Raw genomic sequence first — 23725 nt, 5'->3', positions numbered from 1 at the left:
GAGCGGGAATGTTTACCGGGATTTATTGAAAGCCGTAAGACACAACTTCATAAATTGAGGAGGTTGAGGATGGTGTTTTGCTATCTACAACTTTTCCATCTACCAAAAGCTCAAGTTTTACACTTCCGGGAGTTGAGGTGTAAAAGGAAAGACGGATTACATCACCTGCCTCTACTTTTTTTGTTATTTTTTTCGAGAAAGGCAACGCTGCGTCGTCAATTGTAGCCGATGAGCCGGTCTCATTTGTGTAGTCTACATCTCCAAATGTTACATTGGCCACTGAAGTGACACGATATTCAATATTAACGTTTTTCGGATAACCGCCTGGGCCATCTTTTTTGTCTTTACTACATGATGCAAATAAAACCACTCCTAAAAATAAGGCTGCCAATTTCAATGTGTAGCTTTTTAATGTTAAAGTTTTCATAGATCTCTTTCTTTTAAAATTCATATTACCGGCAAAATTATTTGATGCGGTGCTGACTGGCAATCACCTTAAACATGGGTTTTGTTCTACTGGTTTTCCAGTATTTTTGTCATAATTTGGGATGATCATAAAATGATGCTTATTTTCCGCCTATGTATCTACCTAAAACCCTTGCTATTGTAGACGATCATCCGATTGTGATCCAGGGCCTGCAAATGCTGCTGATCAACAATAAAGATATTGAAGTAGCCGGCTGTTTTACTACCGGGGCCGAATTTATGGTCTTTTTAAAAGGCCATAAGGTTGATGTGGTATTGTTGGATGTGATGCTGCCGGATTGTAATGGACTCGACCTCTGTAAGGAGATTAAGCTGGTTTCGCCCGAAACGAGTGTGCTGGCCTTAAGTAATCATAGCGAGCGTAGTATGGTAATGCAGATGCTGCAAAACGGGGCCAGTGGCTACCTGCTTAAAAATGCGGCAGTTGAAGAATTGCTGGAATGCATTTATGAGTCGCTCAAAGGTGAGGTTGCCTTTAGTAAAGCCGTAAAAGAAATCATAGCCCGTCCGTCTGCAAATGATCTGAAAGGTATTCCTCAGCTTACCAGGCGAGAAAAGGAAATCCTGCAGCTGATTGCTGAGGGAAAGACCACGGCTGTTATGGCCAAAGAACTTTTTGTAAGTCCGTTAACGATAGAAACCCATCGCAGAAATTTACTGCAAAAGTTTGAAGTGAAAAATGTGGCGCTGTTGATTAAAGTAGCTGGGCAGCAGGGACTGCTACAATCTCAATAATTATTTGTCCAACAACTTCCTTTTTAGAAAGTCGGCGGTAGCCTTACTGACTTTAACTGCATTTGAGTGTTTCATCCAGTGATGTGTATCGTCGGGGATAGCGAGTAACTCAAATTCGAATTTTTTATCTTCAAACCGTCTGGCCAGATCTACACTCTGACTGAAGCTGACATTTCTGTCATCATCTGCATGGATAATGAGTGTCGGGGAGGTCCAGGTATCAAGGTAAGTTACAGGTGAAGATGCAATTGCTGCTTTGGCTGCCAATAAAGCGTCGGGGGCAGGTTCTTTTCCTTCGCTGGCATAGTTGCTGAAGCGGTTGTTTACACCATGAATATCTACTCCTGCAGCAAATAGTTTGGAGTCACGCCCGAGTGCAAGCGCGGTAAGGTAACCTCCATAGGATCCCCCGTATATGCCAATACGTGTAGCATCAATTCCGGGATGGGCTGCGAGCCATTCAGCTGCGGCTTTAATGTCCTGGTATTCTGAAGCACCCAGTGGACCTCCGTTTTTAGGTTTATGAAAATCAAATCCATAACCGATACCCAGGCGGTAATTTACGGAGAGTACTGTAAAACCCAGGCTCGTGAGATACTGATTTAGTGCATAATCTATGGAATAATAATCCATAAAATGCCATCCCAGGACCATTTGACGCTGCGGACCGCCATGAACGTAAACAATTGCAGGTTTATTTTTTGAGGCGCTTTTGGGTTCGAATAATTGGGCATGAATGGTTTTTCCGTCGGGGGCCTTAAATGTTACCTGTTTGGGTACTACGAGTTTTTCACCGGGAAAACTGGCCGGGATCATTTCCTCCGCCAATAACTTGATCTTTCTGTTGCTTACAGACATCACAGCTGGTAGCAGCGGACGCTGCGCTGTTGAACTTAACAAGGCGATGGTAGAATTATCTCCGGTAAATACGGGATAGGTTTCGAGACCTGTTCCAGAACTGAGAATTTCCATTGCCGGCTTATCGGTAGGGACCTTTACAATGTGCCGGCGGTCTATATCCTGGGGATCTTTGCCGGTATTGGCGGCAAAAACCAGCCATTTGCCGTCGCTGCTTATATTTACCTGTTCTACCATGAAATTACCTGGAGTAAGCAGCTGTGCGGGCTGTCCGCCAGAAGCTGAAACAGCATAGAGGTGTTGCCATCCGTCCTGATAGGATATAAATACCAGTCTATTGTTTGCGGCCCAGTTTAAGTTGATGTTTTTGTCGTTACCAGGCAACGAACCCTGTACTGTTTCGGGTGCTTTCCAAACCTGTATGCCGTTACCAGTACTCAGGTCAACATTCCAGATGGCCCAGGGCTGATGTTTTCTTGCGAATAGTGAATCTGTAGCGCCACCCTGGCCCTGCATTCTGATGAAGGCAAGGTTTTTTCCGTCGGGGGACCATCTTGGTGAAAAGTCGCGCGAAAAGGCCGGGGTGATCCAGTTGATCGGGCGGGTCTCATCTGTATATACACCAATGAAGGAGTGGTCTCCCCGTGAGGATACAAAGGCGAGTTTTGAGCCATCCGGCGACCAGCTGATGGCCCCGTTTTGCCCACGCGCATGAAACATTTGCTTTGCAGGCAAAGATCCGTCGAGTGGTGATATCCACACCTGACTATTTTTAAGAAAGGCAACCTGATGGTTGGCTGGAGATATTGCCGGATGGTCAGCCTCTGCAAGTATAATGGGTTTGCCACCTTCAAAAGGAATGCTTATGAGTTCTACTTTTGCGCCGGCAGGATCGGAAGAAGGGTTGACAGACACACTGCCTTCGCGGGAGCTGTGGTCACCGCCACGGACGAAGACAACCCATTTGCCGTTGTTTGAGATAGACAGGCTGGTGATTTCCTGGCCGTCATCTTTATCGTAGCTGGTGAGTTTTCTTGGATTGAAATCCGGTCCTTCAGCAACATATAAATTTCTTCTGCCTTGTTCGTTCATTGCCCAGGCTATTTTTGAACCTGTGTTAGCGGCGGTCAGTTCGGAAGGGAAGGGATAACTTAAAACAGATTCCAGTGAAAATGTTTGTGCCCTGAGCGTGAAGGCCGTTATAAAAATGAATATCAGAAGAAACAGGAATGATCTTTTCATACATCAGAAGTTGTGATAAAAACAAGAAAAAGCTCTAACTGTTAAGGTTAGAGCTTTGATTTTCAAAGATAGGTTTAAGTTATTGATCCCACCATAATTTAGTTGTTCTTGGCACTTCGGCAGGAACGTTAGCACCGTTTTTGCTTCTTTCATCCTGAGGATAATCAAGACGGCGGATAAATGTTGGTAGCGTTACGTTAACCGGCAGGGCAAAGTCTTTGTATTTATAATCGTAACGTCTGGCATCGTTCCATGCTTCAGGGTTCAGATAGGTAGCTACATATTTCTCTTTAAAGATAAGATCTATAGTTAAATTGGCTGAACCTACAGAGGCAGCTGCCAAGTAGGCAACACGTTGAACGTCGGCTACAGGAATCTGAAGTTTATCCATGTTGGCATTGATACCTGCCAGATATGCGTTATATGCCCTGGTTTTGTCTGTCGTGAAAGCTGCTTCTGCCTCAATAAATTTCAGTTCGGCATAGGTCGCGAGCAATATAGGGGAGGTATCACTTGTCCAGGGGGAATTTCTGGAAATGTAGCATTCGTCTTTGGTCGTGTTTGCGCCAGGAGGACGGTTGCCGGCTCCGTTTGCCGTACCGATATAAACGTTATTTACAGTTTTGTCTGTAATTTTAGCAATTCTTGGGTCAAATATACCATAAGTAGTACCATTTAACTGATCAATAAGCTGTTCAGAGAGCCATCCGCCCAATGATTGGTTTGCGTTGCTTAAAGCTACACCGGCCCAATAGTTTCGGGTAAGAAACGTGGCCATGCCGGCATCATCGGCATTTGAAGTAAATGAATTGCTGACGGCAGTTAATACTGCTGCGCGGTCATATCCTGATGTTTTACTTATTTTATTCAGCAGCCGTGCTTTGATAAAATAGGCAAATTTTAACCAGTTGGCACGTTCATTTGCTCCAGCCGCTCCGTAAATCATATCGCTTGTGGCTGCAAGTTTTACTGTTGCATCTGTTTTAGATAAATCTGTAATTGCCTCATTAATTAGATTTACACAGTAATTATAGACATCCTGTTGTTTGTCGTATTTAGGCCTGAAATTTTTGGCGTCAAATGCTTCGGAAAAAGGGATGTCGCCCCACAAGTCATTTGCTAATGTCAGGTTGTAGGCCAGGATTGCGTTTGCGACACCTTTGTATTCACTTGAACCTGTTGCAATAGCCAGTTTTTTCATTTCATTGGCATCAGCCATACCGAAATATAGTGCATCCCATGTTGTACTGAAATCTATAGACTGATAGGTGTCTGAAAGGGCAGAGGCTGAAGGATTTGCCGTGTACTGCACATAAGGTGCGGCTATACTGCCGGTATTGTAATTGTTAACACCAATTCTGTGTGTTGTAGAGGCCATTAAAGAAGCCAGGGTTGGCGTATTTACCTGATTTGGATTTTGCTCCAGTTCTGAAAAATAACTGTCTTTACATGCTTGCAGTCCTAAAGATAGTGCAAATGCAGCTATCAATATGTGTTTTATTGTCTTTTGCATCTTCTTTCTTTTTAAAAACCAATATTAAGCGTGAACATAAAAGTACGGGCGGTAGGGTAGGTAAAACCTGCGGAGCCATCGTTATTGCTGTTGGCATCATAAGAACTGGACTCCGGATCCACACCATAGAATTTGGTCCACAACCATAAATTATTACCTGTTACAGAAACAGATGCATTTTTAATTGATCTTTTTGGCAACCATTCTGCTGGTAAGGCATAAGTAAGGCTTGCTGATCTTAAGCGTACCCATGAGGCATCGGTTACAAATGGCTCGGAAACGTTCCTGTAATATAAGCGGTAATATCCTTCTCCATAATCAACCGGGTCATTTGGCGCAAATTTTTGGCCCATCCATACCGATTTGGTATTACGGGTACCATCCGCCAGAACTCCGTCAAATACCCTGTACGATCTTCTGTCGGTTGTATAGGTTGGCAACCCGAAAGCTGAATAGAAGTCTTCCAGTCAGTTGTATTTTTCAAAACCAAGTCGGGCATCAAATAGCATATTCAGGCTAAAATTTTTGTAACTGAAAGTATTGCCTAATCCTAAGATCCAGTCGGGCTGCGAATTTCCCAGTATTTTTTGTTTTCCTCCGGATATGCTCGGAAAGCCATTGGTACCGATTAGCAAGGGTAGAGATTTATCCAGGAAATTTTGGTCTTCAGGCTGCCCCCCATAATATCGGTTCCAGTAACTCCCGTATATATTGCCAAACGATTCCCCTTCCACCAGTTTCATTGTTACTCCTGCGTTTCCATAACCCCTTGCTGATCCGTAAACAATTTCAGAAGGTAATGAAAGGATTTTGTTTCGGTTTGCAGAAAAATTAAGATTCATATCCCATTTAAAGTTGTCGGTAACGATCGGCTTTCCGTTTAACACCAGTTCCACACCTTTGTTACGAATATTTCCGGCATTAATGGAGGTCGTTACATAACCTGTTGCAGAACTGACCTGGGCACGTATGATCTGGTTTTTGCTTAAGGAATAGTAATAAGTAAAGTCGAATCCCAGGCGATTATTCAGGAAAGACATTTCCAATCCAGCTTCATAAGTGTTCGTAAATTCAGGGAGTAAGCCTGGATTACCAAGATTTGAACCTATTGTTAATCCGGTAGTTCCCGCTGGCAATGCCAAATATGGAGTAAAGCCAGATGAAGGCGAGTATTCAGCTGCATCTTTACCAATCTTTGCATAAGATAATCTTAGTTTACCCTGGCTGATGTATTGTGGTAATTTAAACTGATCCGAAAATACATAACTCAAACTTGCAGATGGGTAGAAGAATGATCTGTTTTCTTTTGTAAGTGTAGAGGTGATGTCGTTTCGACCGGTGAGGGTTAAGAACAAATAATTTTTATAATCAAATGTTGCTTCACCAAACAGACCATTTAATCTTTTTTCGACAATGTTCTGAGTAGGTGTCAGGACTTTTGCATTTCCAAGGCTAAAAAAGTTATAAATCGTAAGCTGACTTCCCAGCACACCTATACCCCTTGAACGTTTATTGTACATTTCATGACCTATCCTTAGGGTTCCATTTAGATCCTTTGCTAGTTTTGAAGTTAGGGTTGCAATGAAAGTACTGTTGTAGGCTCTAAATTTCGTATTGAATTCGCCAACAAAACCCTGATCATTATCATACACCCTTTCACCGGTTATTCCCATTGGGCCGGGTGCAGTTCTGAAGCGGTGATCATTATAGGTATCGAGTCCGAAACGATAGGAGAAATTTAACCATTTAGCAGGGTCATAACTTAAACTTGCGCCGCCAACAAACCGGTTGACATCACCTTTTAGTTTATTGGTTGCTGTACCCCATATTGGGTTGTTGGTTCCGATATATTTTTGGGTACCATCTGGATTAATGTAATCTGCAACATCGTACCTTGGCGACCAATAGGCAAGACCTTCACCAAATCTGTCGGCACTATAAGTGTAACCGCCTGAATTATTGAAACTCATGTTTACGCCTACTTTAATTTTAGGACTGATGGTTGCATCTGCATTTAAACGCCCGGAATTGTTTCTGTAATTGGTATTGGGCATCATACCTTTTTGGTAATATTGTGACACAGAAGAAAAGAATTTGATGACGTCACTTCCACCTGTCATTGAAATCGAGTTTCTAACCTGTTGTCCTGTTTGGAATGCTCGGTCATAGTTATTAAATAATTTATCGGGGTGGGTTGGGTCGATCGCTTTTGCTTCCTCAATGGTAGGCCCCCATGCAGGTCCGATACCTCCCGGAGGGTTGGTGTAAACACCCAATACACCTTGTGTGTATGTTGTTTGCACATCCGGACTTTTTAATACATTGTCAATACCATAGCTACTATTAAAATTGATATTGAAACCGTTTTGCCTTCCTTTTTTTGTGGTGATCACAACAACCCCATTTGCTCCTCTAAGTCCGTAAAGGGCTGTAGCAGCACCTCCTTTCAATACATTGATCGTCTCAATGTCATCGGGATTGATGTCCGAAGCCCTGTTACCTACGCCACGGGCCCCATAGTCAGTTACAGTTGCCTGATTGGCCCCAAGTGTCGAGGTTGAATTGTCTATCTGGATGCCATCTATCACATATAGCGGATCGCCAGAAATAGTGGGGTCAATAGAGTTAACGCCTCTGATGCGTATATTGGCTCCCTGCCCTGGGCCACCGCCCATACTGGAGACTGTAGCCCCTGCAATTTTCCCTTGTAAAGCATTGATTAAATTTGGCTGATGGTTAAAATTCAGATCTTCAGATTTCACCCCCTGTGCAGCATAACCGAGTGATTTTTTTTGCCGGGTAATGCCTAATGCAGTTGAAACGACGACTTCTTCCAATTGTTTGCTATCTACATCAAGCACAACATTTACCGATGAGCGGTTTCCAAGTGGCACTTCCCTGGTAAGGTACCCGATAGAACTGATAATTAATACCTGGTTGTTGCCTTGCACCTGAATTGTGAAATTACCTGTTGAACTGGTTGTAGCACCCGCAGATGTTCCTTTAACTTTAATGCTTACACCCGGTAGCGGGTTGCCATCGTCAGAAGCGGTGACCCGACCGCTAATGGTTTTCACCTGGGCTGTAACTGACATGCAGATCAGCAGCAGGAATGGTAAGAAGAATACGGTAAAAGTTTTTCTCATAGTGTTTGGTTGTTTAGGTTTGAACTTTTATAGTGATATAGGGAGCGATTATATCTTTTCCTCTTGAAAGAACGTTGTTGCACTGAATGACAGGCTGTAATAAATTTATATAATTTTTTTGATTTTTTTTGAAATACTACTTAATTAATCAATTATTTTTTAATGGTTGATTCACATTGACTTAACTTGAGGCAGTCGGATTTGACTTATTCTATTTCTTATATTCGAAAAAAAAAGAAATGATAGCACATCACGTTTTATTCTGGCTAAAAGCCGATACATCAGCAGATCAGAAAACCGCCTTCCGTAAAGGCTTACAGTTATTAGAGCAAATAGAAGTTATTAAAACCTTTCATATTGGTACTCCGGCACCTATTGAGCGCGCGGTGGTAGATACCACTTATACCTTTTCTCTGGTATTGTTTTTTGAAGATCTTGCTGCGCACGACGCCTATCAGGTACATGAAATACACAAAGCGTTTCTGGATGAGTTCAGGGTACTGTTCGAAAAAGTGATTATTTATGATGCAGAATAAACCGATATGATAAGGCAGGCACAACCGGAAGATGCAGCTGTGCTTGCCAGGTTAATTATCCTGGCAATGGATAGTCTGGCAGCTAAATTTGTTGGCGGTTCAGCACCTGAGGAATCCCTTCCTTTATTTGAAAAGTTTGCCGCATTACCCGGTAACCAGTACAGCTATGAAAATGCATTGGTTTATTTAGATGAGCAGGGTGTTTGCGGAATGATCAGTGCGTACGACGGACGTGATCTGGAACTATTGAGGTCGGACTTCCTGAAGTACATTGCTTCGGAATACGGCATTACACAAATTCCGGATCACGAAACGCAGGCCGGAGAGTATTATATCGACTGTGTAAGTGTTTTTCCGCGGACACAGGGAAAAGGCATTGGTAAAAAGCTGATCCAGGCTTTGATTAAACAGGCTGCCGGTACCGGTCGGGATAAAGTTGGTTTACTGGTCAGCAAACAAAATCCCAATGCTGAAAGATTGTATTCTGGCCTCGGTTTTCAAACGGTAAACGAGCGTAAATTCATGGGCAGTGATTATTTTCACATGCAATATACCATTTAACAATTCATCCGTTTGCGGTAGGCTTCGGGTGAGTAGTTTGTTTTAAGCTTAAAAAGCCTGGAAAAATAAAAAGAAGATTCAAAGCCCAGTTCATATGCAATTGTTTTAATTGGCTTTTTTGTTCCACTTAGCAAGCCCCTGGCGCGCTCTATTTTAAGCTGTAATAAATATTGAAGAGGTGCTATTCCTGTAGATGATTTGAATGCCTTGCGAAGCCAGGAATAACTTACCTGGAGTTCAACAGCGATTTTTTCTATGCTGATGCGCTCCTTTACATTTGCCCTTAATAATGCCTTTGCTTTATTGATAATGGCTTCAGAGATGTCCTGTTCTTTAAGCTGCTCCTGCTTTTTTCTGGTATAAATATCGCCCAAAAGATGCAATACCATACCGGCCACCAGGGGCTGATAGCCCGACTGTTCATCCCTGGTTTTTTCAATGATATCTGTAAAAAGGCCAATGAGGTGTTCATGTATACCGATTGGCAAAAAACTCTGACTGGGCGACAAAAACCTGTTCAGGGCAATGTTATTGATAATGTCTCCATTAAAACCAACCCAAAATTCGTCCCATCCTGTATTTTCATCTGGTTTAAACCTATGCCATTCATTTGGGAAGAGCAGGATAATAGTTCCTTCCTTAATCCTGGTTTGTTTACAGTTTTTTGATTCAAAGACGCCCTTACCCCTGGTGATATAAATAAGCTGGAATTCTTCCAGAATTCTACCCTTATCCCAGCTGAACTGGTGATCTGAAGGATGACCTGCAGAAGGGTACTGAGCAGCCGGGCCGATGCTGTTGTAACCTACATTGAGTACATACAGTCCCCAACTGGCATCGTGCTCACTTACCGGAAGGTATTTAAAATAGTTATTCATCCTGTTTTGATATCAATATGTACATGCGGTATATCAGAATATACATTGATCTGGTAAAGTTTAATGTCAAGTTTTGTGATGACCTAAAAGTATAAATCTTATGATGAATAAAGAAAAAGTATCCGCACTTAGAATTGGTTTGTTTGGTATAGGACTAGATACCTATTGGCCACAGTTTAAAGGGCTAAAGGAGCGTTTGGAGGGATACCTCGATATCGTGGAAAAGCGTCTTTCGGCTATTCATCCCGACATTGTAAATGCAGGATTGGTGGACAATCCCGATAAAGCGTTTGAAGCGGGTAAGCTATTTAAAACGGCAGACGTGGATGTGATCTTTTTATACGTAAGCACATACGCTTTATCGGCTACGGTGCTGCCGGCAGTGCAACGCGCAAAGGTACCTGTAGTTATCCTTAACCTTAGTCCGGATGCTGCGATTGACTATGCAGCTTTTAATGCAATGAATGACAGGACGAAGATGACCGGAGAATGGCTGGCTTATTGTTCGGCCTGCCCCGTGCCGGAAATTGCGAATGTATTTAACCGGGTGGGTATCAGGTTTCATCAGATTACAGGTATGCTGCAGGATGATCCGGAATGCTGGAACGAAATCGCAGAGTGGGTTGAAGCGGCGAAAGTAGCCAGTATTATGAGTTATAACCGCATGGGCTGTATGGGCCACTATTACAGCGGCATGCTGGATATTTATGCTGACCTTACACTGCAGTACGCCCATTTTGGTGGGCATATAGAATTGCTGGAAGTAGAAGAACTGGCAGCGCTGAGAAAGCAGGTGACAGCTGCAGAAGTAAAGGCAAAACTTGAGGTTTTTGCAGCTGTTTTTGATGTACAGCAGGATTGTCCGCAGGAAGAACTGGCGAAAGCAGCGATCACCTCTGTAGCGCTGGATAAGCTGACAGCACTGCATCAGCTGGGGTCTATGGCTTATTACTACAAGGGTACAGGAAACCCGGAAAATGAAGAGGCCATCAGTTCCATTATCCTGGGTAACTCTCTTTTAACGGCCCGGGGTATCCCTGTTGCAGGTGAATATGAAATTAAAAATGCTCAGGCGATGAAAATTATGGATGCTTTTGGTGCCGGAGGTTCATTTACTGAATATTATGCCATGGATTTTAAGGATGATGTGGTATTGATGGGACATGATGGTCCGGGCCATATCGCCATTGCTGAGGGTAAAACCAAGGTACGGCCATTGGGCGTTTATCATGGTAAAGTAGGAAAAGGACTGTCCGTGGAAATGTCGGTGAAAAATGGTCCTGTGACCTTACTGTCGGTAGTAGAGCAAAAAGGCGGGCGACTGATGCTGCTGGTTGCAGAAGCCGAATCTGTACCCGGGCCGATCCTGCAGATTGGCAATACCAATAGCCGGTACAGGTTTGCTATAGGGGCCAGGAATTTCGTTAACAAGTGGAACAGTTACGGGCCGGCACACCATTGCGCAATAGGTGTGGGGCATATCAGCTCAAAAATTGAAAAGCTGGGGCAGCTGTTAAATATGGATGTGATAAAGGTTTGCTAGCTATTTTTGCTTAATTTTAAGTAACAATAGTGGTTTATGAAATATTTGTTCACTTTATGGATTACAGGGATATGTAGCTTATCCCTTTCAGCACAACAAACCCAGAAGCCGGTTTTGCATGGACGCAACTGGATGGCCATTACCGGAAAGCCCCTGGCTGCAACTGCAGGGGCGATGATTTTTCAACAGGGCGGAAATGCTGTTGATGCCTCTTGTGCTATGCTTGCAGCCACCTGTACCATGTGGGATACCTTGAGCTGGGGCGGAGAAACACAGGTATTGATCTATAATCCAAAGACCAGGAAAGTGATTGCCATCAATGCGATGGGCATAGCGCCAACTGGGGCTACAGTAGCATTCTTTAAAAATAAAGGCTATGATTTTCCCCCTGAATTTGGTCCGCTGGCTGCTACTACGCCCGGAACCCCGGGTGGACTGATATACATGCTGATGAATTACGGAACCATGAGCCTGAAACAGGTACTGGCGCCGGCCATGGAAATGGCTTCAGGATATCCTATTGAAGCACAGGCCGCGAATACCATTGAGCGACAGAAAAACTTAATTAAAGAATGGCCTTACAGCAAAAAGATCTTTTTGACCCACTCCGGAGAAAAGAGGGAAGCCCCTGAAGCAGGAGAAATTTTTGTGCAGAAAGATTTGCTGGGCACTTTAAGCAAAATCGTAGCCGCCGAGCAGCAGGCATTGCAGCAAGGCAAAACCAGAAAGCAGGCATTAATGGCTGCCTATGATCGTTTTTATAAAGGAGATATCGGACAGGAATTTGTTCGGGGCTGCCAGGAACAGGGAGGATTGATTACAATGCAGGACCTCGAAAAATGGAAGCCTTTGGAAGAAGAACCACTCATGGTAAATTACAAAGGCATAGACGTTTATAAATTGCAGCAATGGACACAAGGACCGGTGCTGTTGCAGGCACTGAATATTCTGGAAAATTTTGACCTTAAGGCTATGGGGTATAATAGTACAAAGTATATCCATACCTTGTACCAGGCTATGAACCTTTCTTTTGCAGACCGTGATTTTTATTATGGCGACCCTTATGCTGCACCTGCTGAACCGGTTAAGGGTTTACTGAGTAAAGCTTATGCAAAGGAGCGGGCCGGATTGATACAGTTCGAGAAAAATAATCCTGATATCGGCCCGGGTGATCCTTATCCGTATGAAGGCAAGGTAAACCCGTACCGGGCCTTACTTAAAAGCAGAGGATTTGAACAGGACACCGGGAAAAGGAATTTTGCACCTAAACACGATATGGGGCTGAATCTACCGGATGAAGCTTATATGGACAGGCTATGGCGGGGGACTACTTCGATAGAGGCGGCCGATAAAGAGGGCTGGGTAGTTTCTGTTACGCCCAGTGGGGGCTGGCTGCCGGCCTGTATTGCAGGTAATACCGGAATAGGAATGAGCCAGCGTATGCAGAGTTTTGTGCTGGATTCTACGATAAATCCTTTCAATGTAGTTGCGCCCGGGAAAAGACCAAGGGTAACCTTATCACCCTCACTGGCATTAAAGGATGGTAAACCCTTTCTGTCATCGGCAGTCCAGGGAGGCGATACCCAGGATCAAAACCTGCTGCAGTTCTTTTTAAATGTAGCAGAGTTTGGGATGAATGTGCAACAGGCAGCGGAGGCCGCCAATTTCAATACCAACCAACTCTGGCTTTCATTGGGTGGCACAAGAATGGACGACCGCAAGCCCAAGGCCGGTCAATTGCTGCTCAACAACTCAACGGGTGATGCTGTGCGAAGGGAACTCAGCAAGATGGGATACACCCTGAGTTTTGATGACCGCACCAGCGGACCAGTCAACGCTATTTATTTCGACTGGAAACATGGTTCTTTATGGGGAGGTTCCAGTAATCATGGCGAAGATTACGGTATTGCCTGGTGAGCTGGCTTTTTACTCATTCTGTAGATCGTAAACATGATCAGGGCAGAAAGTATTGTCAGGATCAGGTAGCTTTCGGCAAGGTGGTGTTCATCCTTTGCCGGCAAAACTGAAATGATGCTGTAGCTTAAAAAAGATACGATTACATAGGTAATGCCACCGGTCAGGCCACTGGCTATTCCGGCATTTTTGGGGAACTGGCCAAGGCAGAAGGTAAAGTAGTTGTTAAAAATATAACCTGCTGTAACGTGGATCAGAAAAGCAAATAAAACCAGCGTATAGAGGCTGGAGATAAACTGGATACTGATGAGCATCATCGCTACAAATGCTACCTGTAGTATCAGGTTGGTACTCATCTTTTTAAAGAAAGGACGGTTGATGGTTGCTTTACCTATAAAACCGCCTGCCATCCATGCAAAACCCAATACCAGCGAACTGTAACCTGCCACTACCGGTGTAAAATGCAGATGGTGCTCTACAATAAAAGGACCGGTCATGTTATAGATCATCACCATGGTATAGGCCAGTCCAAGCATCACAATGCCTAAACTAAAGCTTAAGGTTTTGATCATTTTAAGATAAGTACAGGCAATTTTCTTTAATGAGAATTCCGAAAAATGGTTTAGGGTCTCACCGCTGTAAATGAATTCGAGTATGGCCAGTACAATGGCCAGTAAAGCCAGAAAGTAGAAGTTAGACTCCCATCCAAATGCGGTTTGGAGATAGCCGCCAATAAAAGGGGCAACAATGGGGCCGGTAGACCATATGATAGAAAAGAGGCTCAGGTAGTGTTTTAACTGATCGCCGGTAAAAAGGTCTACAAAGTAGGCCCGTTTGGCTACTATAATGGTGCCCACAGTAAAGCCATGAATGATCCTCATGAAGTAGATCAGGTAAATGTTATGGGTATTGGCAATGATAATGCTGGCTGCGGCGAAAATAACAAGGCAGATGAGGCTTAGGCGATAACGGCCAAAACTATCCAGCACGCTACCGATAAACAGCTGTGAAATGCCATAGCTGATCAGGAATAAACTTAATGTAAGTTGTACCTGAAGACTGCTTACATGCAGGGTAGCAGCCATGGTAGGCAGCGAAGGGATATAAATGTCTGTAGCGAAGCCAGATAGGGGTAAGAGGGCAAATGCGAGCAAGGTAGAAATGCCCTGGTGCTGTTGTGATAATACTTTTGTAGTGCTCAAAACGGGTACGATGTTACTTTAAAAAGCACAAAGTTAGGCTTTCAAAAAACGGTAGCCGTCCATTTTGAAACATGAAATTGTAATAAAAAAGCAGTTGGCAGGCTAATTTTACATTAACCTGAAATACCCAGATGGACGATTTATGCCAGCCAGGATTTTAATGTTTTCAGGTCGGCCTCCATATGCCGGATGACCTCCTGTTCTGACATGCTGAGTTTAGTCGCACCCGATTCGGCACCTCCCAGCGGATATTCATAATGAAGGGAGATAGGTTTTGCGATGTTGTATTTTTTCAGCAGCTGAAAAAATTGTTTGAAGTCGACCATTCCCTCACCCAGAGGGACATTGCGCGTGATCCATTTTTCATTTTCCTTTAGCCAGTAAAAATCTTTGATGGGCATAGAACCGATATGCCTGTGCAGCAATTTAAAGCCGTTTGGCCAGGCTTTAGCACCATCCACAGTTGCATGTCTTACATCAAACTGGCAGCCAATCCATTTTGGATCCAGGTCTTTGATGGCCAGCCACAGGTCCCATAACGAGCCGCCAAACAGGCCGGTATGATTTTGATAATCGCCATGAATGTTATAGCGTTCATTTAGGACCGCAAGCTCCGCCAGTTGTTTTTTAAACTGTCCTATGCTAGCTGCAGGATCCCCATCATTGGGATAGGGATACCAGCCCATCCTGTAATTTTTGATGCCCAGTGCAGAAGCCGTTTTTAAAACATCTGTTGTATACTTTTCATCTGCAGCCTTGATATCTGTTGTCATGGTGAATACTTCCAGACCTTCATTTCTTATGGCCTCAACAGCAAGCGGCAGGTCGGTTTTAACCTTTTCAGGTAATACATGGCCCTTCGGCCTAACGGTGAGGTCTATCCCATCAAAGCCCATTTTTGCTGCAAGCTTTGCCATGTCCTTATAGTTCAGCCAATGCAGGTTCTTTGAAAATATACTGATGCTCAACTTGTTGTCGGGCAGACTTTTTTTTATCGGTGCGCCAAAGGCTGAGAGACCTGTTGGTAAAGCCGCCGCGGCGATAAGCGAATACCTGATGAAATCTTTACGGGAAATAGTTGGGTTCATTTCCTAAAGATATCAAAGAGAACTTAGAGTGGCAATATGTCGGCCTAATTAATGATCTTTGTTGGTTTAAAACTACAGATTTTGTATTCAAAAGATCAGGCTTCGCAACTCAGACAGACATTCTGGACTACATTTGGGCAGTATATCGCGCCGCAACCTTCGGCAGAGGGGGTAAAAATAAACTGGATCAATTACAAGACCGGCATCAAACATATTTTTTTTAAAATGCAGGCCGATGGCCGGGGTGCTGCTATTGCTATAGAAATTGCCCATCCGGATGCAGGTATGCAGGAATTGGTTTTTGAGCAGTTTAAAGAATACAGGAAGATGCTGGAGCTTGAATTGGGAGAAGTGTGGAGCTGGGAACTGCATGTAACCGGGGAACATGGGAAGATGGTAAGCAGGATTTGCCAGAAAACCGAAGGTGTAAGTATTTTTAGAAAAGAAGACTGGCCCGCACTTATTTCTTTTTTTAAACCCCGCATCATTGCGCTTGATGAGTTTTGGAGCGATGCAAAATATGGCTTTGATTTGTTTAATTAGAAGGGGCGGCTGCTCAGTTTTTAAGGTTAGTTATAACGTTTCTAAACTAAAATCATATGCTAAACTGTTTCGGTATTGTTCTAGTTTTGCGGGAAATTAAAAATCAAATGTCAAAAACAAAACTTACAATTAACAACAACGGATCGGTAAAAATAGAAGGTGATTTCGAAATCGTGGATAGAAATGGCAATGCCTATGGATTACAGGGAAGAACCGTGTTGTCTATCTGTCGTTGCGGACTTTCTAAAAATAAGCCTTTTTGTGATGGTTCCCATAACGGCCACTTTGAGCATGAAGCCATTGCTTTTGAGCTTCCACCTAAAAAGGTTTAACTTCCAAACATTCTCGCATTGTTTTTGTAGTTCTAATAACTAATAAATGTACAGTTATGAAGCGTTTTCAGCTATTCACCGGTTTGAGCCTTGTTATTTGCCTGTTTGGTTCCTGCGCATCCAGGAACCCCTCAAGAGATGGTGAGCAGAAACGTAAGCCGGCAATAACCGGCGTTACGCCTACCATCAAGAACCCAAGCAGGGGAGTGATCAATGCAAGTGGCGATGGACTTACCCCTGGGATTGGCCGGTCGAATGGGGCAGGTTCTGAAGAAAGTGCAACCAGTATTGCCAATAGCGCAATTGCAAAAGCAAATGTAGCTGTCAAAATTTCCGAGCGTAAGCTTTCGGGTTTAAGCGACGAAGAACTGATGGACCGGATTTCGGAGCGACAGAACGGAATCGTAGGTATGAGCGGCAGCATCGTAAAAAGCACGGGAAAGGAAAAGATCAGGAATTATGCTGAGGCGATTTTAAAAGAATATGAGGGAGCCCAAAGTCAGCTTAAGAAGCTCCTGGCAGCGCAGGCAGTCCGTAGTCAGAATGGTCCTGAAGCCGGATCTGCAGTAGCAAAAAGTGATTTCGACTATGTTCAGGCGATGATAGCAGGTCATCAGGACCTGATATTGCTGCTTACCGTAGCGGGGGAGTCTAAAGACGATGGCCTGAAAAAATTTGGAACGACCTACCTGCCCCTGGCGAAGAAACAGCTGGAAGATGCCCGTGAGCTGACAAAAGTGGTTAGCCCAAAGCAGAAAAACTGATTTAAAACCTTCTATTTTCGGCATTATGCCAATGATTTGCTAGCTTTGTAAGGTAATTTACAACTTTATGAAAGCAGGGCGTTTTACTATTGAGGAGGGTGATAATGCTATAAAAACTACGATAACTGTGGTATCTTCCCCCGCCGGGAAGATTTTTTTATATGCATTGAATATTTTATTGATCGCTGTGGTGGTACTTTTCTTTATAGGGAATATAGGTGTAATTACTTTATTCATTGCTGTAATGGAGGTTTTGCTGTTCCGATACTCACTCTGGAACCTTTATGGATCGGAAACGATCATTTTGAAAAAGCATACTTTAACATATCAGCAATTTTATGGCTTCATTAAAATGCCTTTAAGAACTGTAAGTATTACCAAAACCCTGAGGGTGATACCCTTCCATGAGAATTTTCAAGCCGGTAACCAGGCCATGAAACTGATATTTGAGTCTACTGATGAACGCTTACAACCTGTTAATCTTTACCAGACTTCGCTTCCCGTTTCCAATCAGGACTACAAAATATTTATGAGCGCCTTTAACCGGTTTAATAAAGCCCATATGGAAGAATATCTGTTGCCGCTTCCGCAAATGAACTAGCAGAAATTTAGAATTATGAATGTATTAGTTGTATTGTTTATTTCAACGGGTATTGCAGCGCTTGTGATTAAAATCATGAGCCGTGAATATCATCTGCCGGCTGGTGCAAGAATAGGAATGTCGGTTATGTTGTTGTTTACAGCATTGGGGCATTTTATGTTTGCCCGGGGGATGAGTATGATGGTTCCCGATTTTATCCCCTTCAAAATAGAGATGGTTTATCTGACCGGGATTATTGAGATTGCAGCAGCCATTGGCCTGCAGCTCCCAAAACTAAGGGTGCTTACGGCCTGGCTGCTGATCCTCTTTTTTGTACTTATCCTGCCTTCAAATGTTAAAGCTGCCATGGAGCACATCGATATGTACAAGGCCAACTATCAAGGCACTGGTACCGGATATCTATGGTTCAGGATTCCTTTACAATTGTTTTTTATCGCATGGATTTATTTTTCGACGATAAAAAATCATAAAAGAAGCTCAGGTTAATTCAATAGCCTGTTCTATATGGATGTCTTTCAGGAAATGTGCATCATGAGATACTACAAGTAGCGCACCCTGGTATTCATTAATTGCTGTGGTTAGTATTTCAATGTTCTGAATATCCAGGTTGTTTGTAGGTTCATCCAGTATGATCATGTCTGGGGCCTTGTTGCTGATGGTGAGTGAACAAAGCATCAGCCTCATTTTTTCACCTCCGCTCAGTGCGCTGCAGGGCTTATCCCAATAGTCTGATGTAAAGAGAAACCTGTTTAAACGGATTTTTATTTCATGCTCCTGAAGTACGCCGGTATTGTATTTTTCGGCCTGCTGATAAACTGTAAGCCTGTTGTCTATTAAAGAATAATCCTGATCAATATAAACCGCATTGAACATTGCCCGTTGAATGGTGCCGAAGACCGGTTGTAGCTGAGCCAGCAGTATTTTAATTAAAGTAGTTTTTCCCGAGCCGTTTAAGCCTTTAATAAGGATGCGTCTGGCAGCATTGATTTGAAAGTTTAAGGGTTTTTTCCAAAGAGGGCGGTCGGTATATCCAAAATTAATGTCTTTTGCATCGATCAGGATCTTTCCGGTATGGAGGGCCGAATTGTCGAAGTTCATTTTCATTTTTCCACTCTCCGCACGTGTACTACGCAATTGGGTAAGTTCCGAGGCAATATTGTTTACCTTTTCAGCATGGACACTTTTCATTTTAGAAGTACTGTTCTCGGCTTTGTTTCTTAACGTATTCATTACTATGGTTGGAAGACCGGCTTTTTCCTGCTTTTTCTTTCCCTTTGCATCCAGTTTCTGCTGCCTTTCCAAAGCTTCTTTTTCTATTTCCCTGGCGCTGCGCAGGGACTTTTCTTTGCTTTTTAAATCCTGGTTCAGTGCTGCAGTTTCTATGTTTTTCTGTTCAACATAGAAATCATAATTTCCGCCATATATGGTGACCCCGGATTTACCCAGTTCATAAACCACATTCAAAAGGTTTAGTAATGTGCGGTCATGACTTACTGCAATTAAAGTGTTTTTTGTATGGTTGATGTAATCATACAGCATGTTTCTGGCGGCGGTATCCAAATGATTACTTGGCTCGTCCATCAATATGGTTTCGGGGCGGTTTACCATAATTCCTGCCAAAAATACTTTTGTTTTCTGACCGCCGCTCAGCGTTTCCATTTTCTGGGTTAATTCCAGCCCCTGAAGGCCCCAATAGTCAAGGGCTTTCTGACAGCGTTCTTCCAGAGCCCAGTCATCATTGAGCAGGCTCAGGTTTTCTTCGGTGATGTTTCCATTCAGAATAGCATGCAATGCCTGAAGCTTATCGTTAATCTGGAGCGCATGGGCTACGGTGTAATCATTAAACTGACCATAAACCTGCGGGATATAATAAGGTTTAGGATTATTTTTTACCAGTCCGGCCGAGGGGTATAGCTCTCCAGCCAGAATCTTCAGCAGTGTAGATTTTCCGGAGCCATTGTTGCCTATTAAGGCAATTTTATCTTGCTTGTTTACGATAAAATTTAAATCAGTAAACAATAAATCTTTATTGAGATGTATATAGGTAAGGTCTTGAAGAATAAGCATAATTTCTTTCTTTAACAGGTGAACAAATGAAAGATTGCCTGTTATGGGCAATCCTGTTTATTTTTCTGAAAGAAATTATATCCTACATTTAGTTTTGTATTGTTTACGGGGCAAAGATAATAAAAGTTAAACTTATGTTGTACTATTTCTGGATTTCAGCAATAAAATCAGGTTTTCTTTCACCTCAGGCCATTCTTCTATGATAATTGAATAGCGTGCCGAATCCCTGGATTTAAAATCTGCGCTCATTTTTTGCGCCCTGAGTATTCCTTCCAGTTTTCCGCCTATGCGCTCAATGGCTGCACGCGAACGCTCGTTACGGACGTCTGTATGGAGGCAAACACGCAATACATTCCAGGTTTCAAAAGCATGGGTCAGCAGCAGCAATTTGGCCTCTGTATTGATGCCTGTGCGTATTGCGGTATGAGTTAGCCAGGTATGACCGATTTCACATACATCAGGTTTTTTGTTTCCATGTCGCGGATGTCCTTCGGGCCAGGCCCAGTACTCCATGTTCCAAAAGCGGGTAGAGCCTTTTATCATCCCGTCGCTTCCTATAATAGCGAAGGGTTCGGAAGTACCGGAACTTTTCATTTTTAACGCAGTATTGATATAATCTGTTACAGCCGCCTTGCCTTGCGGAACCGGAGTCCATTTAAACAACAATTCGTTTCCGGCCGAAGCTTCGGTTAAACCATCTGTGTGGCTATGGTTCAGGGGCTCCAGCCTTACAAAATTTCCTTGTAATATTTTCATATTCATACCTCAAAGCTAGTAAATTTGCGCTTATGAAGATTTATGCAGAAACCGATCGTATTCTGTTGCGGGAAATTGTTTTGGAAGATGCCGCGGCGATGTTTGAAATGGAGGCCGATCCGGAAGTGCACAGGTATCTCGGTTCTGCACCGGCCAGGACAATAGCCGATGCTATCGACAGCATCAATTTTATCAGGCAGCAATATAAAGAGCTTGGTATTGGCCGATGGGCTATTGTAGATAAGACCACCAACGAATTTGCCGGATGGGGCGGATTGAAGTTCAGGACTGACAGGGTAAACGGCTATACCAACTATTATGATGTAGGGTACCGGTTATTGCGGAGATTTTGGGGTAAGGGATTGGCAACGGAGTCGGCAAAGGCATCTTTGAAATATGCATTTGAACAACTTAATGTAGAGGCGGTTTATGCCATGGCTAATGTAGAAAACAAGGGTTCGATAAATGCGCTGCTCAAATCGGGGCTTAAGATAACAGACCGTATTACCCATGAAGGAATACTTTGCGACTGGTTTGAAATAAAGCGGGAAGACTGGAGATGAAAGCTTATTTTAACCTGTTCGACTTTAAGCAAAAAATCAATTATAAAAACGAAATTCTGGCTGGGCTCACTGTAGCGATGACGATGATGCCGGAGTCTTTGTCTTTTGCCATACTCGCTGGATTTCCCCCACTTGCGGGTTTGTACGCGGCTTTTATCATGGGGCTGATTACTTCTGTTTTTGGTGGCAGGCCGGGTTTGATTTCGGGAGGTGCCGGTGCTACGGTAATTGTACTTATTGCATTGATGAAGTCGCACGGCATTGAATATGTGTTTGGGGCAGTAGCTTTGGCTGGTATGATCCAGATCCTGGTGGGGGCATTTAAACTGGGAAAGTTCATCAGGCTGGTACCGCAGTCGGTGATGTACGGCTTTGTGAACGGACTGGCCGTGGTTATTTTTATGGCGCAGCTGGAGCAGTTTAAAACATGGGTAAACGGCGCGCCAGTCTGGCTTAGCGGCAGTCCTTTATATATCATGGCTGCGCTTGTGGCGCTTACCATAGCTATCGTAATTGTTTTTCCGCGTATCACCAAAGCAGTGCCACCGTCACTTGTAGCCATTATCATTGTTTTTTTGCTGGTACTTGGCTTTAATATTGATACCAAAACGGTGAAAGACATCGCATCAGTTAATGGTGGCTTCCCATCATTTCACATTCCGGCCATACCTTTTAACCTGGAGACTTTACAGGTAATTTTTCCCTACGCACTGATTATGGCCGGGGTTGGGCTTACGGAAGGCTTACTGACATTAAACCTAGTAGATGAGATTACAGCTACAAGAGGAGATGGCAACCGGGAAAGTATTGCGCAGGGAGCTGCTAATATTGCCAATGGTTTCTTTTTGGGCATGGGCGGCTGTCCTATGATTGCCCAGACATTGGTTAACCTGTCTGCAGGGGCAAGGGCCCGGCTATCAGGAATCATTGCTTCAGTTACCATTCTTTTAATAATTTTAATTGGGGCCCCTGTCATAGACCGCGTCCCAATGGCTGCATTAACAGGGGTAATGATTATGGTAGCCGTAGGTACCTTTGAATGGGCAAGCTTCAGGATCATCAATAAAATGCCGAAGCAAGATGTATTTGTAGGCATCCTGGTTGCACTGATTACCATTTACCTTCATAACCTGGCACTGGCGGTACTCATTGGTGTTATCATTTCAGCATTGGTGTTTGCCTGGGAAAGTGCCAAAAGAATCCGTGCCAGGAAATATATAGATGAAACAACAGGTATTAAACACTATGAAATTTATGGGCCGCTGTTTTTTGCTTCTGTTACCGCTTTCAATGAAAAATTTGATGTAGCTGAAGACCCCTTGCTTGTTGTTATTGACTTTAAAGACAGCAGGGTTGCAGACATGTCGGGTATCGATGCTTTGAACAAACTTACGGAGCGTTATGCCAAAGCCGGAAAAAAGCTGCAGCTGAAACACCTGAGCCCCGATTGTAAAAGGCTGCTGAAAAATGCTGAATCAGTTATTGAAGTCAACATCATTGAAGATCCTCAATACAATGTGGCTGGCAGCTGATTAAGCCTTACGGTCCAGCACGTTTCTGATCTTGTTTGCGTGCTCCATCAACTCAGAAAGGTAAGCCCAGTTTTCTTTTTCTATGCATGACTTGAATTTCCTGAGCTGGGTGATGTGTTCATTCAATACATCGAGTACATTCTCTTTGTTTTGCTGAAATATAGGTACCCACATGGCCGGGCTACTTTTTGCCAACCTTACTGTACTTTCAAAACCGGCACTGGCCAGTTCAAAAATTGCGTTTTCTTCTTTCTCCTTTTCAAGAACGGTGTTGGCCAGGGCAAAAGAGGTGATGTGTGAAATGTGGCTCACATAAGCTACGTGCACATCATGATCTTTCCCATCCATATACACATTGTACATGCCCAGCAACGCATACAGCTGTTCTACAGTTTCCAGTGCGTCTTTATCGCTTTCGTTTGCATTACAGATTACGTTGGCCCTGCCAGTAAAGGCCAGCTCAGTTGCAGCTTCGGGTCCGCTAAACTCGGTACCCCACATCGGGTGGGTGGCAATGTATCTGCCTCTTTTGGCATGGCCACTGGCTGCCTCAAGCAGCGACATTTTAGTCGACCCTGTATCCAAAATAATCTGGTGCTGCACCTGATCAAGTATACCAGGTAACAACGCAGCACAGGCACTTACAGGAGCGCTCAGAATGATCAGATCGCTTGCTGCAACCGCCTTGTCCAGATCGGCTATTTCATCTACAATTCCCAGCTCCAGCGCTTTCTGTGTGTGTGCTTCCTGATTATCCACACCATACACCTTTGTGGCAAAGCCTTTCTGCTTCAACACCAAAGCCATGGAACCTCCTATGAGTCCGAGGCCGACTACTGCTATTTTCATTATGTTATGCGTTTAA

General features: G+C 43.6%; 23 protein-coding genes. 12 read left to right on the top strand and 11 right to left on the bottom strand.

Annotation, left to right across the window (positions count from 1 at the left end):
• Positions 1 to 22: 22 nt before the first annotated feature.
• Positions 23 to 427, bottom strand: coding sequence for a hypothetical protein (locus ABIE26_RS08375; RefSeq protein ID WP_310138013.1), 405 nt, complete (start codon positions 425 to 427; stop codon positions 23 to 25).
• A gap of 152 nt (positions 428 to 579) precedes the next feature.
• Here ABIE26_RS08375 and ABIE26_RS08370 point away from each other — a divergent pair, with 152 nt between their 5' ends.
• Entirely contained in the window at positions 580 to 1221 is a 642-nt protein-coding gene (locus ABIE26_RS08370) for a response regulator transcription factor (RefSeq protein ID WP_310138016.1), read from the top strand.
• Here ABIE26_RS08370 and ABIE26_RS08365 read toward each other — a convergent pair whose 3' ends face one another.
• From ABIE26_RS08365 to ABIE26_RS08350, 4 genes are all read right to left on the bottom strand, one after another.
• Positions 1222 to 3321, bottom strand: a complete 2100-nt coding sequence (locus ABIE26_RS08365) for a S9 family peptidase (protein ID WP_310138018.1) — start codon at positions 3319 to 3321, stop codon at positions 1222 to 1224.
• A gap of 79 nt (positions 3322 to 3400) precedes the next feature.
• Positions 3401 to 4834, bottom strand: coding sequence for a SusD/RagB family nutrient-binding outer membrane lipoprotein (locus ABIE26_RS08360; protein ID WP_310138021.1), 1434 nt, complete (start codon positions 4832 to 4834; stop codon positions 3401 to 3403).
• Between the two features lie 11 nt (positions 4835 to 4845).
• Entirely contained in the window at positions 4846 to 5274 is a 429-nt protein-coding gene (locus ABIE26_RS08355; protein WP_354375379.1) for a hypothetical protein, read from the bottom strand.
• Positions 5275 to 5301: 27 nt separating this feature from the next.
• Positions 5302 to 7980, bottom strand: coding sequence for a SusC/RagA family TonB-linked outer membrane protein (locus tag ABIE26_RS08350; protein ID WP_354375377.1), 2679 nt, complete (start codon positions 7978 to 7980; stop codon positions 5302 to 5304).
• Positions 7981 to 8219: 239 nt separating this feature from the next.
• Here ABIE26_RS08350 and ABIE26_RS08345 point away from each other — a divergent pair, with 239 nt between their 5' ends.
• Both ABIE26_RS08345 and ABIE26_RS08340 read left to right on the top strand, forming a co-directional pair.
• Positions 8220 to 8516, top strand: a complete 297-nt coding sequence (locus ABIE26_RS08345) for a Dabb family protein (RefSeq protein WP_310138029.1) — start codon at positions 8220 to 8222, stop codon at positions 8514 to 8516.
• A gap of 6 nt (positions 8517 to 8522) precedes the next feature.
• Positions 8523 to 9077 carry a GNAT family N-acetyltransferase gene (locus ABIE26_RS08340; RefSeq protein WP_310138032.1) on the top strand — a complete coding sequence of 185 codons (555 nt, stop codon included), beginning with the start codon at positions 8523 to 8525 and terminating at the stop codon, positions 9075 to 9077.
• Here the strand turns inward: ABIE26_RS08340 and ABIE26_RS08335 are convergent.
• Positions 9074 to 9955 (bottom strand): AraC family transcriptional regulator, encoded by an 882-nt coding sequence (locus ABIE26_RS08335; protein WP_310138034.1) that lies wholly within the window; start codon positions 9953 to 9955, stop codon positions 9074 to 9076. The genes ABIE26_RS08340 and ABIE26_RS08335 overlap by 4 nt on opposite strands.
• 100 nt (positions 9956 to 10055) lie before the next feature.
• On the opposite strand from ABIE26_RS08335, the gene ABIE26_RS08330 reads away from it, so the two are divergent.
• Together ABIE26_RS08330 and ABIE26_RS08325 are read left to right on the top strand one after the other, a co-directional pair.
• A complete protein-coding gene (locus ABIE26_RS08330) occupies positions 10056 to 11498 on the top strand; it encodes an arabinose isomerase (RefSeq protein ID WP_310138036.1) in 1443 nt (480 codons plus the stop codon).
• A gap of 36 nt (positions 11499 to 11534) precedes the next feature.
• The gene (locus ABIE26_RS08325) at positions 11535 to 13415 is read left to right on the top strand and encodes a gamma-glutamyltransferase family protein (protein WP_310138039.1); all 1881 of its coding nucleotides are present in this window, start codon (positions 11535 to 11537) and stop codon (positions 13413 to 13415) included.
• Here ABIE26_RS08325 and ABIE26_RS08320 read toward each other — a convergent pair.
• Together ABIE26_RS08320 and ABIE26_RS08315 are read right to left on the bottom strand one after the other, a co-directional pair.
• A complete protein-coding gene (locus tag ABIE26_RS08320) occupies positions 13397 to 14614 on the bottom strand; it encodes an MFS transporter (RefSeq protein ID WP_310138041.1) in 1218 nt (405 codons plus the stop codon). The genes ABIE26_RS08325 and ABIE26_RS08320 overlap by 19 nt on opposite strands.
• Positions 14615 to 14754: 140 nt before the next feature.
• On the bottom strand, positions 14755 to 15702 hold the full coding sequence (locus ABIE26_RS08315) for a sugar phosphate isomerase/epimerase family protein (RefSeq protein ID WP_310138043.1): 948 nt from the start codon (positions 15700 to 15702) through the stop codon (positions 14755 to 14757).
• Positions 15703 to 15783: 81 nt separating this feature from the next.
• On the opposite strand from ABIE26_RS08315, the gene ABIE26_RS08310 reads away from it, so the two are divergent.
• From ABIE26_RS08310 to ABIE26_RS08290, 5 genes are all read left to right on the top strand, one after another.
• Positions 15784 to 16245 (top strand): DUF4268 domain-containing protein, encoded by a 462-nt coding sequence (locus tag ABIE26_RS08310; RefSeq protein WP_310138045.1) that lies wholly within the window; start codon positions 15784 to 15786, stop codon positions 16243 to 16245.
• A gap of 107 nt (positions 16246 to 16352) precedes the next feature.
• Positions 16353 to 16577, top strand: coding sequence for a CDGSH iron-sulfur domain-containing protein (locus ABIE26_RS08305; RefSeq protein WP_310138047.1), 225 nt, complete (start codon positions 16353 to 16355; stop codon positions 16575 to 16577).
• A gap of 56 nt (positions 16578 to 16633) precedes the next feature.
• Positions 16634 to 17341, top strand: coding sequence for a DUF4142 domain-containing protein (locus ABIE26_RS08300; RefSeq protein WP_310138049.1), 708 nt, complete (start codon positions 16634 to 16636; stop codon positions 17339 to 17341).
• A 67-nt stretch (positions 17342 to 17408) separates the two neighbouring features.
• Positions 17409 to 17942, top strand: coding sequence for a hypothetical protein (locus tag ABIE26_RS08295; protein WP_310138051.1), 534 nt, complete (start codon positions 17409 to 17411; stop codon positions 17940 to 17942).
• 15 nt (positions 17943 to 17957) lie between these two features.
• Positions 17958 to 18428, top strand: a complete 471-nt coding sequence (locus ABIE26_RS08290; protein ID WP_310138053.1) for a DoxX family protein — start codon at positions 17958 to 17960, stop codon at positions 18426 to 18428.
• Here the strand turns inward: ABIE26_RS08290 and ABIE26_RS08285 are convergent.
• Positions 18420 to 20009, bottom strand: coding sequence for an ABC-F family ATP-binding cassette domain-containing protein (locus ABIE26_RS08285; protein ID WP_310138054.1), 1590 nt, complete (start codon positions 20007 to 20009; stop codon positions 18420 to 18422). The two genes, ABIE26_RS08290 and ABIE26_RS08285, sit on opposite strands and share 9 nt — an antisense overlap.
• 132 nt (positions 20010 to 20141) lie before the next feature.
• Entirely contained in the window at positions 20142 to 20765 is a 624-nt protein-coding gene (locus ABIE26_RS08280; RefSeq protein WP_310138057.1) for a GNAT family N-acetyltransferase, read from the bottom strand.
• A gap of 32 nt (positions 20766 to 20797) precedes the next feature.
• On the opposite strand from ABIE26_RS08280, the gene ABIE26_RS08275 reads away from it, so the two are divergent.
• Together ABIE26_RS08275 and ABIE26_RS08270 are read left to right on the top strand one after the other, a co-directional pair.
• A complete protein-coding gene (locus tag ABIE26_RS08275) occupies positions 20798 to 21328 on the top strand; it encodes a GNAT family N-acetyltransferase (protein WP_310138059.1) in 531 nt (176 codons plus the stop codon).
• Positions 21325 to 22860, top strand: a complete 1536-nt coding sequence (locus ABIE26_RS08270; protein WP_310138061.1) for a SulP family inorganic anion transporter — start codon at positions 21325 to 21327, stop codon at positions 22858 to 22860. The genes ABIE26_RS08275 and ABIE26_RS08270 overlap by 4 nt, the downstream gene beginning before the upstream one ends.
• On the opposite strand, the gene ABIE26_RS08265 is transcribed toward ABIE26_RS08270, so the two are convergent.
• Positions 22861 to 23709: a prephenate dehydrogenase gene (locus ABIE26_RS08265; RefSeq protein WP_310138062.1), complete on the bottom strand. Its 849-nt coding sequence runs from the start codon at positions 23707 to 23709 to the stop codon at positions 22861 to 22863.
• Between the last annotated feature and the right edge of the window lie 16 nt (positions 23710 to 23725).

It is taken from the genome of Pedobacter africanus, assembly GCF_040548825.1.
GTDB classification, from domain to species: domain Bacteria; phylum Bacteroidota; class Bacteroidia; order Sphingobacteriales; family Sphingobacteriaceae; genus Pedobacter; species Pedobacter africanus_A.
Note: the sequence above shows the minus strand (reverse complement) of the source record. Positions and strands in the feature narration are given on the sequence as shown.